This is a genomic window from Mycobacterium sp. UM_Kg1, assembly GCF_000972925.1.
GTDB classification, from domain to species: Bacteria; Actinomycetota; Actinomycetes; order Mycobacteriales; family Mycobacteriaceae; genus Mycobacterium; species Mycobacterium hiberniae.
Genome location: NZ_JRMK01000016.1, coordinates 1 through 15,702 on the forward strand (window position 1 = coordinate 1; position 15,702 = coordinate 15,702).

General features: G+C 66.6%; 14 protein-coding genes and 1 riboswitch. Of the genes, 5 read left to right on the forward strand and 9 right to left on the reverse strand.

Going from position 1 to position 15,702, the window contains the following annotated elements; genetic code table 11:
- Nucleotides 1–1,074, forward strand: a 1,074-nt coding sequence (locus LI92_RS23650; protein ID WP_046316289.1) for a hypothetical protein, incomplete at its 5' end; no start/stop codon positions are given.
- A 24-nt stretch (nt 1,075–1,098) separates the two neighbouring features.
- Here the strand turns inward: LI92_RS23650 and LI92_RS04240 are convergent.
- Nucleotides 1,099–3,333 (reverse strand): NADP-dependent isocitrate dehydrogenase, encoded by a 2,235-nt coding sequence (locus LI92_RS04240; protein ID WP_046316292.1) that lies wholly within the window; start codon nt 3,331–3,333, stop codon nt 1,099–1,101.
- Nucleotides 3,334–3,478: 145 nt separating this feature from the next.
- A riboswitch (SAM riboswitch) is annotated at nt 3,479–3,598 on the forward strand.
- Nucleotides 3,599–3,732: 134 nt separating this feature from the next.
- Here LI92_RS04240 and LI92_RS04245 point away from each other — a divergent pair.
- From LI92_RS04245 to LI92_RS04255, 3 genes are read left to right on the forward strand one after another with little or no spacing between them, the layout of a single operon-like run.
- Entirely contained in the window at nt 3,733–5,070 is a 1,338-nt protein-coding gene (locus tag LI92_RS04245; protein ID WP_046316294.1) for a bifunctional o-acetylhomoserine/o-acetylserine sulfhydrylase, read from the forward strand.
- Nucleotides 5,071–5,081: 11 nt separating this feature from the next.
- Nucleotides 5,082–6,221 (forward strand): homoserine O-acetyltransferase MetX, encoded by a 1,140-nt coding sequence (gene metX / locus LI92_RS04250; protein ID WP_046316295.1) that lies wholly within the window; start codon nt 5,082–5,084, stop codon nt 6,219–6,221.
- Nucleotides 6,218–6,970 carry a class I SAM-dependent methyltransferase gene (locus LI92_RS04255; RefSeq protein ID WP_046316297.1) on the forward strand — a complete coding sequence of 251 codons (753 nt, stop codon included), beginning with the start codon at nt 6,218–6,220 and terminating at the stop codon, nt 6,968–6,970. The genes metX and LI92_RS04255 overlap by 4 nt, the downstream gene beginning before the upstream one ends.
- 66 nt (nt 6,971–7,036) lie before the next feature.
- On the opposite strand, the gene LI92_RS04260 is transcribed toward LI92_RS04255, so the two are convergent.
- Nucleotides 7,037–8,530, reverse strand: coding sequence for a PE-PPE domain-containing protein (locus LI92_RS04260; RefSeq protein WP_046316299.1), 1,494 nt, complete (start codon nt 8,528–8,530; stop codon nt 7,037–7,039).
- 386 nt (nt 8,531–8,916) lie between these two features.
- Here LI92_RS04260 and LI92_RS04265 point away from each other — a divergent pair, with 386 nt between their 5' ends.
- Nucleotides 8,917–9,345 (forward strand): DUF732 domain-containing protein, encoded by a 429-nt coding sequence (locus LI92_RS04265; RefSeq protein WP_046316302.1) that lies wholly within the window; start codon nt 8,917–8,919, stop codon nt 9,343–9,345.
- A gap of 9 nt (nt 9,346–9,354) precedes the next feature.
- On the opposite strand, the gene LI92_RS04270 is transcribed toward LI92_RS04265, so the two are convergent.
- The 7 genes from LI92_RS04270 to LI92_RS04300 all read right to left on the reverse strand — a co-directional run bounded on the left by LI92_RS04270 (nt 9,355) and on the right by LI92_RS04300 (nt 15,606).
- Nucleotides 9,355–10,251 carry a cyclopropane mycolic acid synthase family methyltransferase gene (locus LI92_RS04270; protein ID WP_046316303.1) on the reverse strand — a complete coding sequence of 299 codons (897 nt, stop codon included), beginning with the start codon at nt 10,249–10,251 and terminating at the stop codon, nt 9,355–9,357.
- Nucleotides 10,252–10,258: 7 nt separating this feature from the next.
- Entirely contained in the window at nt 10,259–11,122 is an 864-nt protein-coding gene (locus tag LI92_RS04275; protein WP_046316304.1) for a cyclopropane mycolic acid synthase family methyltransferase, read from the reverse strand.
- A gap of 58 nt (nt 11,123–11,180) precedes the next feature.
- Nucleotides 11,181–12,443, reverse strand: coding sequence for a KasA/KasB family beta-ketoacyl-ACP synthase (locus LI92_RS04280; protein ID WP_046316343.1), 1,263 nt, complete (start codon nt 12,441–12,443; stop codon nt 11,181–11,183).
- Between the two features lie 23 nt (nt 12,444–12,466).
- On the reverse strand, nt 12,467–13,327 hold the full coding sequence (locus LI92_RS04285) for a cyclopropane mycolic acid synthase family methyltransferase (protein WP_046316306.1): 861 nt from the start codon (nt 13,325–13,327) through the stop codon (nt 12,467–12,469).
- Between the two features lie 29 nt (nt 13,328–13,356).
- Complete coding sequence (locus LI92_RS04290; RefSeq protein ID WP_046316308.1) at nt 13,357–14,247, reverse strand: cyclopropane mycolic acid synthase family methyltransferase; 891 nt, start codon at nt 14,245–14,247, stop codon at nt 13,357–13,359.
- 223 nt (nt 14,248–14,470) lie between these two features.
- Entirely contained in the window at nt 14,471–14,761 is a 291-nt protein-coding gene (locus tag LI92_RS04295) for a DUF3017 domain-containing protein (protein ID WP_046316310.1), read from the reverse strand.
- Nucleotides 14,758–15,606 carry a bifunctional methylenetetrahydrofolate dehydrogenase/methenyltetrahydrofolate cyclohydrolase gene (locus tag LI92_RS04300; protein WP_046316346.1) on the reverse strand — a complete coding sequence of 283 codons (849 nt, stop codon included), beginning with the start codon at nt 15,604–15,606 and terminating at the stop codon, nt 14,758–14,760. The genes LI92_RS04295 and LI92_RS04300 overlap by 4 nt, the downstream gene beginning before the upstream one ends.
- Between the last annotated feature and the right edge of the window lie 96 nt (nt 15,607–15,702).

A 15,702-nucleotide genomic window follows, 5' to 3' on the forward strand; every position in this document is an offset into this window, starting at 1 on the left:
GGAGATGTGTATAAGAGACAGGATCTGGAGGATTACGCCGCCGCAGTCCCCTGGTACGAACGGCGGACTCAAATGGGGGGCTACGACGAAGAGGTCTACTTCTCGATGTACCGCAAAGCCGGCGCAATGGAGGTACTCGGCGAACCGTGGCCGGAAGTGCAGGCCGCCTACCTACGGGCCTGGGAGTTTCGGCCGACCCGCGCCGAACCGCTGTATTGCATCGCGTTCGCCTACCGCTCCGCGGGGCGCTACCAGCTCGGTCACCTCTTCGCCAGGCAAGCCGAGGAAATCCCGATGCCCGACGACAACCTTTGGGTCGACGCGGGGGTCTACAACTTCCGCGCGACCGACGAGCGCGCGGTGTGCGCGTCGTGGCTCGGCAACCACGACGAAGCCTTCATGCTGTGCCGGGACCTGGTGGCGCGCACCGAGGTCCCCGACGACGAACGGCAACGCATCGCCTCCAACCGCGATTATTCGGTTCCTGCCATGCTCGACGCAGCGTCGCAGTATCCGGAGGCGGTGGTGCACAACCTGGTTGGCGGGCCGCCCGACGCGCAGGTGACGCTCACCCTGCGCACCGGGCCTGACCGATCCGGTACCGAGCAGACCCTGAACTCGTTCCTGCACTGCTGCCTCGACGTGGCCCGCGTCGGACGCTTCGTGGCGATCGACACCGGCCTGTCAGGCGAAGATCGGGCGCTGCTGGCCCAGCGGTACCCGTTTCTGGAGTTCGCCGATCCGGGCACGGCGGCCATCGACGCGGTCGGCGGTCGCTATTGGCTGCGGCTGGACGCGGGCTGGCGGTTCTTCGCCCCGGAGAACTACATCGCCCGACTGACCGGCGTACTGCAGGCCGAACCACAGGTGTTCCAGGTCGGCGTCAACTTCACCGACGCGGTAAAGCTGACCGGCACCTGCGCCCCAGAGGACCTGGTGCGCCGCACCCCCGATGCGGGCCGTTACCTGTTGACTGACAGGGCGGCCACCGGCCCGGCGATGTTCGACACCACGCGACTGGATCACGTGAGCGGCACCGCCACTCTCGACGAAGTCCTCTGCGTCCTTCAGTAAGCCGACCGGCCGCCCGCCGCCGCGTCAGTCCTTGGCGTCGATCGCAGCGTTGAGTGTCGGGCTGGGCCGCATCACCGCCGAGGTCAGCGCGTGATCGGGTGCGTAGTACCCGCCGATGTCCACCGGCTTGCCCTGCACCACGCTCAGCTCGTTGAGGATGGCGTCCTCGTTCTTGTCCAGCACGTTCGCCAATGCGGCGAAGTGCTCGGCCAGTCCGGGGTCCTCGGTCTGCGCGGCCAGCTCCTCGGCCCAGTACTTGGCCAGGTAGAACTGGCTGCCGCGGTTGTCGAGCTCGCCGGTCTTGCGCGACGGGGATTTGTTGGCGTCCAGCAACTTGCCGATCGCCGCGTCCAGGGTGACACCCAGGATCTTGGCCGCCGAGTTACCGGTTTTGGCACCCAGGTCGTCGAAACTGGCCGCCAAGGCGAGGAATTCACCGAGCGAGTCCCAGCGCAGGTGGTTCTCCTCCACCAGCTGCTTGACATGCTTGGGCGCCGAACCGCCCGCGCCGGTCTCGTACATGCCGCCACCGGCCATCAGCGGGACGATCGACAGCATCTTGGCGCTGGTGCCCAACTCCAGGATCGGGAACAGGTCGGTGAGGTAGTCGCGCAGGATATTGCCGGTGACGGCGATGGTGTCCTGGCCGCGGATCAGCCGTTCGAGGGTGTATCGCATGGCCCACACCTGCGGCATGATCTGGATCTCCAGACCCTCGGTGTCGTGGTCTGCCAGGTAGGCCTTGACCTTCTTGCGCAGTTCGGCCTCGTGCGGACGCTCGGTGTCCAGCCAGAACACCGCCGTCATGCCCGAGGCCCGGGCCCGCTGAACGGCCAGTTTCACCCAGTCGCGGATGGCGGCGTCGGTGACGGTGCACAGCCGCCAGATGTCGCCGGCCTCCACCTTCTGACTCAGCAACACCTCGCCGGTGGCGAGGTCGACGATGTCGGCGACACCGTCCTCGGGCACCTCGAAGGTCTTGTCGTGGCTGCCGTACTCCTCGGCCTTCTGCGCCATCAGACCGACGTTGGGCACGGTGCCCATGGTGGCGGGGTCGAACTGGCCGTGGGTCTTGCAGAAGTTGATCAACTCCTGGTAGATCCGCGCGAAGGTCGACTCGGGGTTGACGGCCTTGGTGTCCTTCTGCCGCCCGTCAGCGCCGTACATCTTGCCGCCGGCCCGGATCATCGCCGGCATCGAGGCGTCGACGATCACGTCCGAGGGCGAGTGGAAGTTGGTGATGCCGTTGGCCGAGTCGACCATCGCCAGTTCGGGCCGGTGCTCGTGGCAGGCGTGCAGGTCTTCGATGACCTCCTCACGCTTGGAGGCCGGCAGCGTCTCGATCTTGCTGTAGAGGTCGACCAAACCGTTGTTGACGTTGACGCCCAGGTCGTCGAAGAGCTGCTGGTGTTTGGCGAAGGCATCCTTGTAGAACACCTTGATGGCGTGGCCGAACACGATGGGGTGGCTGACCTTCATCATGGTGGCCTTGACGTGCAGGGAGAACATCACGCCGGTCTTGCGGGCATCCTCCATCTGCTCCTCGTAGAACTCCCGCAGGGCGCGCACGCTCATGAACATCGAGTCGATGACCGTGCCGTCGAGCAGCGACACCTTTTCCTTGAGCACAATTGTCTTGCCGCTCTTGGTTTTCAGTTCCATCTTGACGTCGCGGTCACGGTCCAGTGTCATCGACTTCTCACCGTGGTAGAAGTCGCCGTGGCGCATGGTGGCGACATGGGTGCGCGACGCCTGTGACCACTCCCCCATGCTGTGCGGGTGCTTGCGCGCGTACTCCTTGACCGCTTTGGGCGCACGGCGGTCGGAGTTGCCTTCCCGCAGAACCGGGTTTACCGCACTTCCCAGGCACCTGGCGTAGCGGTTGCGGACGTCGCGTTCACGCTCGGTCTTGGGGTCTTCGGGGAAGTCCGGCAGCGCGTAACCCTTGCCCTGCAGCTCCTTGATCGCGGCGACCAGCTGGGGCACCGACGCGCTGATATTCGGCAGTTTGATGATGGTGGTGTCCGGCAGCAGGGTGCGGCGCCCGAGTTCGGCCAAGTTGTCCGGAACCCGCTGCTCCTCGGTCAACTCGTCGGGGAACTCCGCGAGGATGCGGGCCGCCAGCGAGATGTCACTGGGCTGCACGTCGATGCCCGCGGGGCCGGTGAAGGCCTGCACGATCGGCAGGAACGAGTAGGTCGCCAGCAGCGGCGCCTCGTCGGTCAACGTGTAGAAGATGGTCGGCTGGTCGGCGCACATGGCTGTTCTCCCGGCGTCAGGTTCGTGGCGAACGATCGTGTGCCGCGTTGTACACGGCGGCCCCCAGTATCGCGTACCTCTCCGGCGTGCACACCGCCGGTGAGTAACTGGCGACAGCTCCGGGGGATGCGATAAGATCCGTGGCGGTCATGAGTGCCAGCGCGAAGCCCCGGCTTGCTGGCCGGCAACCCTCCAACCGCGGTGGGGTGCCCCGGGTGATGACCGGGTTGAGTAGCCACCGTCGGCTACGCGGCAAGCGCGGGTCCGCCACAACGGGCCCCCCGAGTAGACAGGGGAACCTGATGCGTGCCTCATTGCGCCCGCTCGGCCGTTGTTGTTGTTGCTGATCCCAGACCCAGACTTGCTCTTCTGTCCAGCGATAACACCCCCGAGGAACCGATGACCGCCGACAACACCACCGACCCGACTGCGCTCTGGTCGTTCGAGACCAAGCAGATCCACGCCGGGCAGGCTCCCGACGCCGCCACCAACGCCCGTGCGCTGCCGATCTACCAGACCACCTCCTACACGTTCGACAGCACCGATCACGCGGCCAAGCTGTTCGGCCTGGAGGTTCCGGGCAACATCTACACCCGGCTCATGAACCCCACGACCGACGTCGTCGAACAGCGGATCGCCGCACTCGAAGGCGGGGTCGCGGCCCTGCTGGTGGCCTCCGGGCAGGCCGCGGAGACCTTCGCGATTCTGAACCTCGCCGGCGCCGGCGACCACATCGTGTCCAGCCCGCGCCTGTATGGCGGCACCTACAACCTGCTGCACTACTCACTGGCCAAGCTGGGCATCGAGACCACCTTCGTCGAGGACCCGGATGACCTGGACTCCTGGCGGGCGGCGGTGCGGCCGAACACCAAGGCGTTCTTCGGCGAGACCATCTCCAACCCGAAGATCGACCTGCTGGACATCCCGGGCGTGTCGGCCGTGGCGCACGAGCATGGTGTGCCGCTGATCGTCGACAACACCGTCGCCACCCCGTATCTGATCCAGCCGCTGGCCCACGGCGCCGACATCGTGGTGCACTCGGCCACCAAGTACCTGGGCGGGCACGGATCGGCGATCGGCGGCGTGATCGTCGACGGCGGGAACTTCGACTGGACCCAGGGCCGCCACCCCGGGTTCACCACACCCGACCCGAGCTACCACGGCGTGGTCTTCGCCGACCTGGGCGCCCCGGCGTTCGCACTGAAAGCCCGCGTGCAGTTGCTGCGCGACCTGGGTTCGGCGATCTCGCCGTTCAACGCCTTCCTGATCGCTCAGGGCCTGGAGACGTTGAGTCTGCGGGTGGAGCGGCACGTGGCCAACGCCCAGCAGGTCGCGGAGTTCCTGGCGGCCCGTGACGACGTGCTGAGCGTCAACTACGCCGGACTGCCCAGCTCGCCGTGGCATGCCCGGGCCCAGCAGCTGGCTCCCAAGGGCGTCGGCGGCGTGCTGTCCTTCGAGCTCGCGGGCGGTGTCGAGGCCGGGAGGGCGTTCGTCGACGCGCTTCAGCTGCACAGCCACGTCGCCAACATCGGCGATGTGCGCTCGCTGGTGATCCACCCGGCGTCGACGACGCACGCCCAGCTCAGCCCCGAGGAGCAGCTGGCCAGCGGTGTGACCCCCGGCCTGGTTCGGCTGGCGGTGGGCATCGAGGGCATCGCGGACATCCTGGCCGACCTGGAGCTCGGCTTCGCGGCGGCCTCGGCGCGCCTCGACGGCGCGTCGCTGGCGGCCCGTTGAGGCGGTCCCCGGTGACGGTCTCCGACGTGCCCAGGCAGCTCCTGCCAGCCGAGGGTGAGACCGGCGTGGTCGCCATCGGGTCGCTGACGTTGCAGAGCGGCGCGGTGCTCGATGACGTGCACATCGCGGTGCAGCGCTGGGGCGAGCTCTCGCCCCAGCGCGACAACGTCGTCATGGTGCTGCACGCATTGACCGGGGACTCCCACGTCACCGGGCCCGCCGGCCCGGGCCACCCCACCCCCGGCTGGTGGGACGGCGTGATCGGTCCGGGCGCCCCGGTCGACACCGACCGCTGGTGCGCGGTGGCCACCAACGTGCTGGGCGGCTGTCGCGGGTCGACCGGGCCGGGCTCACTGGCCCGCGACGGAAAGCCTTGGGGCTCCCGGTTTCCCGCGATCACGATTCGCGACCAGGTGCAGGCCGACATCGCCGCGCTGGCCGCGCTGGGCATCACCGAGGTGGCCGCCGTGCTGGGCGGTTCGATGGGCGGTGCTCGCGGGCTGGAGTGGATGGTGGGGCACCCCGACCGGGTGGGCGCCGGATTGCTGCTGGCTGTCGGTGCCCGCGCGACCGCCGACCAGATCGGCACGCAGAGCACCCAGATCGCGGCCATCCAGGCCGATCCGGACTGGCAGGGCGGCGACTACCATGGCACCGGCCGCAGCCCGGAAACCGGACTGGCGATCGCCCGGCGCATCGCGCATCTGACCTACCGTGGCGAGGCCGAACTGGACCGGCGATTCGCCAACGCCGCCCAGGACGGGGAGGACCCTGCCGCCGGCGGCCGCTACGCGGTGCAGAGCTACCTGGAGCATCAGGGCGAGAAGCTGGTGGCGCGGTTCGACGCGGGCAGCTACGTGACCCTGACCGATTCCCTGTCGAGCTTCGACGTCGGCACCGGACGCGGCGGGGTCGCCGCGGCGCTGCGGGGCTGTCCGGTTCCGGCGGTGGTCGCCGGAATCACCTCGGACCGCCTGTATCCGCTGCGGCTGCAGGCGGAACTGGCCGAGCTGCTGCCGGGCTGCGACGGGCTGGCGGTGGTGGAGTCCGACGCCGGGCACGACGGCTTCCTGCTGGAGACCGGTCGGGTCGGCGAGCTGATCCGGCACACTCTGGACCTGGCGAGCGCCTCCCGGGACCGCCGCCGGTGAGCCCGTCTGAGCCGGGCCGCCGCGACCGTTCGCTGTCGTTCGGTTCCCAAGCCGCCGCCTATGAGCGGGGACGCCCGTCGTATCCCCCGGAGGCCATCGACTGGCTGCTGCCGCCCGACGCCCGCGATGTCCTGGACCTGGGTGCGGGCACCGGCAAGCTCACCGCCCGCCTGGTGGATCGCGGCCTGAATGTGGTGGCGGTGGATCCGATCGCCGAAATGCTCGAAGTGCTGGCCAGCGCCCTGCCGGGGACCCCGGCGCTGCTGGGCTCCGCCGAGCAGATCCCCCTGCCCGACAACAGTGTCGACGCGGTGCTGGTGGCCCAGGCCTGGCACTGGTTCGACGCCAGCCGGGCCATTCCCGAACTGGTCCGGGTGCTGCGGCCCGGTGGCCGCCTCGGTCTGGTGTGGAACACCCGTGATGAGCGGCTGGGCTGGGTCAAGGAACTGGGCACGATCATCGGCCGTGAGGATGCCCGCGACGTGGTCGACGCAGGAGTGAGCCTGCCCGCGCCGTTCGGCGACATCGAAAGCCATCAGGTGGAGTGGACGAATTACCTGACGCCGCAGGCCCTGATCGACCTGGTCGCCTCCCGCAGCTACTGCATCACCTCCCCGGACGCGGTGCGCACCAAGACCCTGGACCAGGTCCGCAACCTGCTGGCCACCCATCCCGCCCTGGTCGGTTCCACCGGCCTCGCGCTGCCCTACATCACCGTGTGTACGCGGGCCACGCTGTCGGATTCCTAGCCCAGGCAGATATTTACGCTGGCCCAGTAGCCGGAGCCAAAGCCCTTCTCGCGACGGCGATTCCCGCTAGGCGCTGAACAGGTCGGCGAAGTCATCGGCGATCGACTGGAACGCGCTCATCACGCTCATCAGCTCGAACCCGATGGCTGTGGGGATCAGTCCGGCGTCGGCCGCGCTCGGCATTCCGATGGCGTTCGTCAGAGTGGTCAGCAGGTCGTCGCCGTTCTGGAATGCGTTGAAGAACATGCTGATGTTGTAAGCCGGCATGGTGGTCAGCAAAGCGTTGATGATGTCCGCGGTCGGCAGCAGCACCGAATACAGCGTGGAGGCCGCGCCGGAGAAGGTGTTGACGACGTCGAGCAGACTGGGCAGCGCGAAGTCCATCCCCGAACCGAGCGCATCGGCCGGGCTCCCGAACGACAGGTGCCCAAGGTCGTAGATGAAATCGTTGAAGCCATGCTGCGCGCCCTGCCACAGCGAGTTCAGCAGCGTCATGACGTCGATCTCCGGGAACACGCCGTAGGTGGTGAGCACATTCGCCGGGCCCTGGTCCCAGCCGCCATGGGTCAAGACGCCGTCGACGTAGGTGTCGACGTTGCCGTAGCCCAGGTCGACCAGGATTCGGGTGACGGGCTCCAGCAGGTCATACAGCGGCTCGCCGAACACCGGGATGGCGAGCAGGGGCTGCAGCAGCGGCAGGATCTCCGTCGGGATCATGTAGTAGTCGGTGTTGAGGGCGGCCGAGACGCCGTCCGGCAGCGTCAGGGGTCCGTCGTAGTTGGTGGAGCCCAGCAACAGCTGGGCGCTGTCGATGGAGTCCGGCCGGGTGTAGCCGGGGCCGTGTACCAGCGCGATTCCCAGTACGGCGTTGAGCGTCGACAGGAAGTTCAGCGGATAGCGCGGGAAGTCGGCGAACCCGTCGTATTCCGCGATGTAGATGTCGGTGGCGTACGGGGTGTCGGGCGTAGCCCCGTAGAAGTCGATCCCCATCGACGGGATGTACAGCGGTACCTCCGGGATGGCGAAGCGCGACAGCAGGCCACCGTTAGGGAACATCTCATTGGCGATCAGGACGAACGACAACTGGTCGGCGTCGGGAGCGTCGCCGGATTCGAGCAGCCGGCTCATCTCGACTGACGACAGCACCGCGCTCTGCGAGACGCCGTAGACCACCACGTTGTCGCCGTCGGCGATGCGGTCGCGAAGCGTCCAGTCGAGCATCCGCACACCCTGGTCGACCGAGGTGTCCAGCGGCAGGCTCTTGACGCCGGTTCCGGGGTACAGGCCTTCGGGAGTGAAGACGCCGTGCATGGTGTAGCCGTCGTAGCCGAGGTGCGAGAGGAATTGGTCGGCCCAGTGAAAGTCCCATCTCCCCGGGATGGGGGTTCCGGTGCCGCCCATAACCAGGGCGACGTTGTCGAGCAGCGTCACCTCCGCGGTCACCGTGCGCACCGCAGACGCCAAATCCGGCGTCATGATCGGGGTGGCGACCACCGCGGAGGCACTGGTCACGGCCACTGCCACAACTCCCAGGGAATGGGACGTGGAAATTAGCTTCATGGCGACCTCCGACAGGAGCGGGGACTGCTTATCGCTGGCAGCACCCTAACGCTCACACGATGAAAACCTGAAGCAAATCTGGATAAATCTCCGGCGAGCCGGGCTTTTCTCCGGTCCGATGGCCATGGTCCGACTTACGTTGCTCACTGTCCGTATCCGGAGCGGAAACACACCAAGATTCAAGCGGAGGGCGGCCGCATCCACGAACGGCGCCGTCAGTTCCTCGAGCACGTCGAAAACGCGGTGGTGGCCGCGCCAGCTGTCGCCGTAGGCAAACCGTGACCCGGCCGACTCGTGGCTGTGACGGCTTTGATGCAGGATTTCAACAACAACGTTCGGATACCTTCCGCGCACCGCTCGGCGCCGAACGACCGGACGGGGGACCCATGCGAGGCTTCGGGATCAGGGCGGGCGCGGTGGCCGGCTTGGCGGGCTTGATCGCCGCCGCGGGCTCAGCGGCACCGGCGCAGGCAAGCCCGGTCGACACCACGTTTCTGACCGATCTGGCCAGGGCCGGCGTCCCGGTGGGCGACCCTGCCGCCACGGCAGCGCTCGGCCAGTCCGTGTGCCCGAAGCTGACCGAACCCGCCGGCAAGGCGGCCTCGGTGGCCGCGCCGGTCACCGGCCTGGGGGGCGGGCCCGCCATGTCCCCGCAGATGGCGCGGATGTTCACCGAGATCGCGGTACAGATCTACTGCCCGCAGATGCTGTCCCAGCTGGCCAGCGGCCAGATTCCAGAGCTGCCCCAGATTCCCGGGATACCGATGGGTATCCCCGGCCTCGACGGCGCGTTCCCGCCCATCCTGGGCCGATAGCGCTGCCCGCTAGCCGGGCCCGGCTCCAGGTTTGAGGTAGCTGACCAGGCTGACGTCGAGAACTTCGTCGCTGAAGTAGTGCTCGCAGCCGCGCAGATACTTCAGGTACCGCTGGTAGACCTCTTCGGACTGGATCTCGATGGCCGCGGCCTTGTTGGCTTCCAGCGCATCGGCCCAGATTCCGAGCGTCTTGATGTAGTGCGGCCGCAGCGACAGCGCTTCGGGTACGACGAAACCGACCTTGCGGCCGTGTTGCACCATCATGTCCGTGGTGGGCAGCCGCCCGCCGGGAAATATCTCGGTGAGAATGAACTTGATGAACCGCGCGGTCTCGAAGGTGAGCTTCTTGCCCCGCGCGTTCAGCTCGTACGGGTGGTAACCGACGCTGCTCTGGATCGTCATTCGCCCATCGGTGGGCAGTATCTGGAAACACCGGGCGAAGAAGTCGTCATAGCGCTCGTGACCGAAGTGCTCGAACGCCTCGATGGAGACGATCCGGTCGACGGGTTGGTCGAACTCCTCCCACCCGTGCAGCAGCACCCGCCGCCGGCGCTCGGTGTCGACGGCGTCGAGCAGTCGTTGCGTGTGGGCGTACTGGTTCTTCGACAGCGTCAGGCCGATGACGTTGACGTCGTAGACCTCCAGGGCGCGCTTCATGGTCGATCCCCAGCCGCAGCCGATGTCGAGCAGCGTCATTCCCGGCCGCAGATCGAGCTTGTCGAGATTGAGGTCGATCTTGGCGATCTGGGCCTGCGCCAGCGACAGTTCCGGCGGCTCGAAATAGGCACAGCTGTACGTGCGCGTCGGGTCTTGGAACAGCGCGAAGAAGTCATCGGACAGGTCGTAGTGGGCCTGGACGTCGGCGAAGTGCGGCCGCAACGACCCGGCCGCGGGAGTGTCGGTCATCGCCGGCCTACTTCTGCAACGTGAACTGGTTGACGTCGATGTAGCCGGTGCGAAAGCCGTTGGCGCAACCGGTCAGATAGTGCATGTAGCGGTCGTAGACCTCCCGGCCCTGGATTTCCAGGGCCCGTTCCCTGTTGCTCTCCAGCGCCGCCGCCCAGCAGTCGAGGGTCCGCGCGTAGTGCGGCTGCAGTGAATGCCTGCGGGTCAGGGTGAAACCCGCTCGGGCCGCATGCTGCTCGACCATCTCGATGGTGGGAAGCCGCCCACCCGGGAAGATCTCGGTCACGATGAACTTGATGAAGCGGGCCATCGAGAAGGTCAGCGGCATGCCTCGGTCGACCATCTGCTGTCCGGTGAGCCCGGTGATGGTGTGCAGCAGCATCACGCCGTCGTCCGGCAAAGCGGCGTAGGCCATGGCGAAGAAGTCGTCGTAACGTTCATGCCCGAAGTGCTCGAAGGCACCGATGGACACGATCCGGTCGACGGGTTCGCCAAAGTTCTCCCAGCCCTCCAACAGCACTCGCCTGCTGCGTCTGCTGTCCATCGACGCGAACATGGACTCCACATGGGCCGCTTGATTTCTGCTCAAGGTCAGCCCGGTCACATGAACGTCGTACGCTTCCACCGCCCGGCGCATGGTGGCGCCCCAACCGCAGCCGACGTCGAGCAGCGTCATGCCGGGCTGCAGGCCCAGCTTGCCCAGTGCCAGATCGATCTTGGCGATCTGCGCCTGCTCCAGCGTCATGTCGTCGCGCTCGAAGTAGGCGCAACTGTAGGTCTGGGTCGGATCGAGAAAGAGCCGGAAGAAATCATCGGACAGGTCGTAATGGGCCTGCACGTCCTCGAAATGCGGTATCAGCTTCTTTGCCATGGCAATGTGCCTTCGGCCGGCAGCCGAAGGCGTCCCCCTCCCTGTACTCACTCAGGTGCTAGTACTTTCCGAACGCCAGTGCCACGTTGTGGCCGCCGAACCCGAACGAATTGCTGATCGCGAAGCGGTAGTCGCCTGTTCGTACGTCGGTTGCGACGACATCCAAGTCGATCTCGGGGTCCAGATGGCGCAGGTTGAGCGTCGGCGGGACCACGCCGTCCCGCAACGCCAGGACCGTGAGGATCGACTCCACCGCCCCCACCGCGCCGACCGAATGCCCCAGCGCCGACTTCGGTGCGTACACCGCCGGCCGGTGAGCTCCCATGGCGTTGTTGATCGCCTGCGCTTCGGCGAGGTCGCCGATTCGGGTTCCGGTCGCATGCGCGTTGATGTGGTCGATATCGGTGGCGGCCAGCCCGGCAAGCTCGATCGCCCGGGTGATCGCGTATCCGGCCCGCTCCCCCAGCGGATCGGGCGCCACGATGTGGTAGCCGTCCGAGGTGATTCCGGCACCCATCAACCGGCCCAGAATCGTGGCGCCGCGCGCCTTGGCGTGTGCCAATGTCTCGATGACCATCAACGCCCCCGCCTCGCCGAAGACGAACCCGTTGCGGGTGACGTCGAACGGTCGGCAGGCACCCGCCGGGTCGTCGTTGGACGTCGACAACACGATGCGCATCGCGGCGAATCCGGCGATGGGAACGGCCTCGATCTTGGTCTCGACTCCGCCACAGATCGCGATGTCCGCTTCGTCGTGGACGATGTTGCGCCAGGCTTGGGCGATACCCTCGGCACCGGAGGCACAGGCCGAGATCGGGGTGAACACACCGGCTTTGGCTCCGCGCTCCAGCCCGACTGCCGCGGCCGCCGCGTTGGGCATGTACTTCTGCACGCCCAGTGGCGAAACGCCTTTCATGCCGCTTTCGACCATGCCCTGGTATCCCCAGACCAGTTCCTCCGGCGAGCCGAGACCGGTGCCGATCGACACCAGCAGCCGGCGCGGGTCCACTTCCGGCGCGCCGGCATTCGCCCAGACCCGGCGCCCCAGGATGACCGCCATTTTCTGCAGATACGACAGTCGGTGCAGTTCCTTGCGGTTCAACTCGTGGTCGAAGTCCTCCAGCAGGTGCCCACCGATACGCACCGGCAGGTCGAACCGCTCGACGAAAGGGTCGTCGAGTTTGCGAATGCCGCTCTGGCCGTCCAGGAGTTTCTTCCAGGTCTCCTCGGCGTCGGGGGACAGCGCGGTCGTCATCGCGACGCCGGTGACGACGACCTCGGGGAGGCCGTTTCCGGTGGAAAGCCGGGTCTGTCGGGCCATCTGAGCGCCTCGCTTCCGCACGGCTACTTGGTCAAGAGGAACTGACCGACGTTGCTGATGCCCCTGCGAAAGAGGTCGGCGCAACCGGTCAGGTAGCGCAGATAGCGCTCGTAGACCTCTTCGGACTGGATGGCGATGGCGCGGTCGCGCTGGCCTCGCAGATTGTCCGCCCAGATGTCCAAGGTCCGCACGTAGTGATCCGGCATCAAGAACTCGTCCGCCAAACGGAAGCCGGCGTCCCGGGAGTACTCGTAGATGTCGTTGAGGCCGGCCATCTGTCCGCCGGGAAAGATCTCCCGGCCCAGGAAGCGAAAGAAGTGCAGATCGCTCATCGTCACTTTGATGCCGTGCTCGCGCCAATGGGTTTGGGGGTAGGTGAATATGCTGTGGAGCAACATCCGGCCGTCGTCGGGCAGAATCTTGCGGGCACGTTCGAAGAACGCCGGGTAACGCTCCTTTTTGAACGCATCGAACGCTTCGATGGTGAAGATCCGGTCGACCTTCTCGTCGAACTCCTCCCAACCCTGCAGTCGGGCCTCGGCACGGCGTTCGGTCTGCAGCGATGCCAGCTTGGCAGCGCTGCACGCGCAGTGACTGCGACTGAGCGTGATACCGATGACGTTGACGTCGAATTGCGTCACCGCCCGCACCAGACCTGCCCCCCACCCGCAGCCGATGTCCAGCACCGTCATCCCCGGCTCGAGGTCGAGTTTGCGTAACGCCAAGTCGTACTTGGCGTTCTGCGCTTCCTCGAGGGTCATGTCGTCGCGCTCGAAGTAGGCGCAGGTGTAGGCCATCGTCGGGTCGAGGAACAACGAGAAGAAGTCATCGGAGATGTCGTATGCCGCTTGGGATTCTTCGTAGTACGGCCTGAGATCGACCATCTGCCCCCTCCTCGCCTTCGAAAGATCTCTTATGCCGCTGTCTTTTCCATCGTGAACTGGCATACGTCGGTGTAGCCGTCGCGGAACAACTCCCGGCAACCCGTCAGGTACTTCAGGAATGTCTCGTAGGTCTGTTCGCCTTTGAGCTCGACGGCTTGGTCTTTGTGCGCTTCGAGCGCTTTGGCCCAGGTGTCAAGGGTGCGCACATAGTTCGAACCGATCATGTGGTGGCGGGTGATCGAGAAGCCGCAGCGGGTCGCGTGCTCGTCCACCGTCGATATCTGCGGCAGTCGCCCGCCGGGGTAGATCTCGGTCAGGATGAAATGGATGAAGCGCAGCAGCGACATCGTCTTCTTCAGCCCGCGCCGCTCCCCTTCTTCGGCGGTGGGCACCACGATCGAGTGCAGCAGCATCACACCGTCGTCGGGCAGCACGCGGTGGCACATGGTGAAGAAGTCGTCGTAGCGCTCATAGGTGCCCACTCCGTCGGCGAAATGCTCGAAAGCTCCCAGCGACACGATGCGATCCACCGGTTCGTCGAATTCCTCCCATCCCTGCAGCCGCACCTGTTTGGAGCGCGGGCTGTCCATTTCGGCGAATTTCTGCTCGCAATACGCCACCTGGTTTTCGCTCAGGGTCAGCCCGATGACGTTGACGTCGTACTTTTCGACGGCCCGCCGCATGGTGGAGCCCCACCCGGACCCGATGTCGAGCAGGGTCATCCCGGGCCGCAGGCCCAACTTGCCCAGCGCCAGGTCCACCTTGGCCATCTGAGCTTGTTCCAGCGTCATATCGTCGCGCTCGAAATATGCGCAGCTGTAGGTCATGGTCGGATCCAGCCAGAGCCGAAAGAATTCGTTGGAACGGTCATAGTGCGACCGGATGTGGTCGACATCCGGGGCCAGTTCGACATCGCTCATATTTTTTCCTCCGCTGGGTGCGGGCGTCGGGTCTGGGCGGGATGTCGTTGCGCCGTGATCGCGGGCCCCGGCACCCTCGCCGACACGGCCGACCGATACCGGACGACCGGGACACGGATTCCCCGGCGATGAAACAGTCAAACCCGGCACCGGCACTCAAATTGAGCGTGGCGGTGTCCGAATCACGCCCGGCGACAACAATTGTCGGGCCAGTAAATTAGGGTTAGCTGGTTCCGAGCGGGTCGATCGTCGCGGCCACATAGAGCATCACCGTCGCCGCCGTCGTCATAGTGGCGAAGTCCAGGCCCCGGTCGCGCAGCACCAGCAGACCTGCCCGGTCCTCGGACAGGACCAGTCGCAACACGGCCGCCACCCCGGTCCCGATTCCGATCAGCAGCGCGCCGCGCCGCCAGAAATTCGCCCCGGCCAGCACGAACGCCGCGGTGAAGATCAGACCGACCAGCAGGATCGGCCACTGCGCGGCGATCACCCTGCGGACAGCTGCGAACCTCATCGCGTGCTCTCGACCCGTTCCACGACGTTGGTCAGCAGGAACGCCCGGGTCAGCGGCCCCACCCCGCCGGGGTTGGGCGACACGTGACCGGCGACCTCCCACACGTCGGGGTGCACGTCACCGACCAGGCCGGCCTCGGTGCGCGACACCCCGACATCGACGACGGCCGCACCCGGTCGCACCATGTCGGCGGTCAGCATGTGCGGCACGCCGACCGCGGCGACGATGATGTCGGCCTGGCGGGTCAGCGCCGGCAGATCGCGAGTTCCGGTGTGGCACAGCGTCACGGTGGCGTTCTCCGACCGGCGGGTCAGCAACAGCCCCAGCGGGCGCCCCACCGTCACGCCGCGTCCGATCACCACCACGTGGGCGCCGGCTATGGGCACCTCGTAACGGCGCAGCAGGTGCACGATCCCGCGCGGCGTGCACGGCAGCGCCGCCGGAGTGCCGAGCACGAGCCGGCCCAGGTTGGTCGGGTGCAGCCCGTCGGCGTCCTTGGCCGGGTCGACCCGCTCGAGTGCGGCGTTCTCGTCCAGATGCTTGGGCAGCGGCAGCTGCACGATGTAGCCGGTGCACTCGTCGTTGGCGTTGAGCTCGTCGATGGTGTCGTTCAGCTGGGCCGGACTGGCATCGGCCGGCAGATCGCGCCGTATCGAGTTGATGCCGACCTTGGCGCAGTCGGCGTGCTTGCCGCGCACGTAGGCCTGCGAGCCGGGGTCGTCGCCCACCAGGATGGTGCCGAGCCCGGGCGTGCGCCCGGCGGCGGACAGCGCCGCCACCCGTGCCTGAAGGTCGACGAAAATCTCGTCGCGCGTGGCCTTGCCGTCCAACGTGATCGCACCCACGCCGCACATTGTGGCACGGCACCGCCGGCTTGCGGCTCGTCGTATGCACCCGCCCCGCGTGTTCGGCACCGCCAGTGCCGACAACACCGGCGGGCC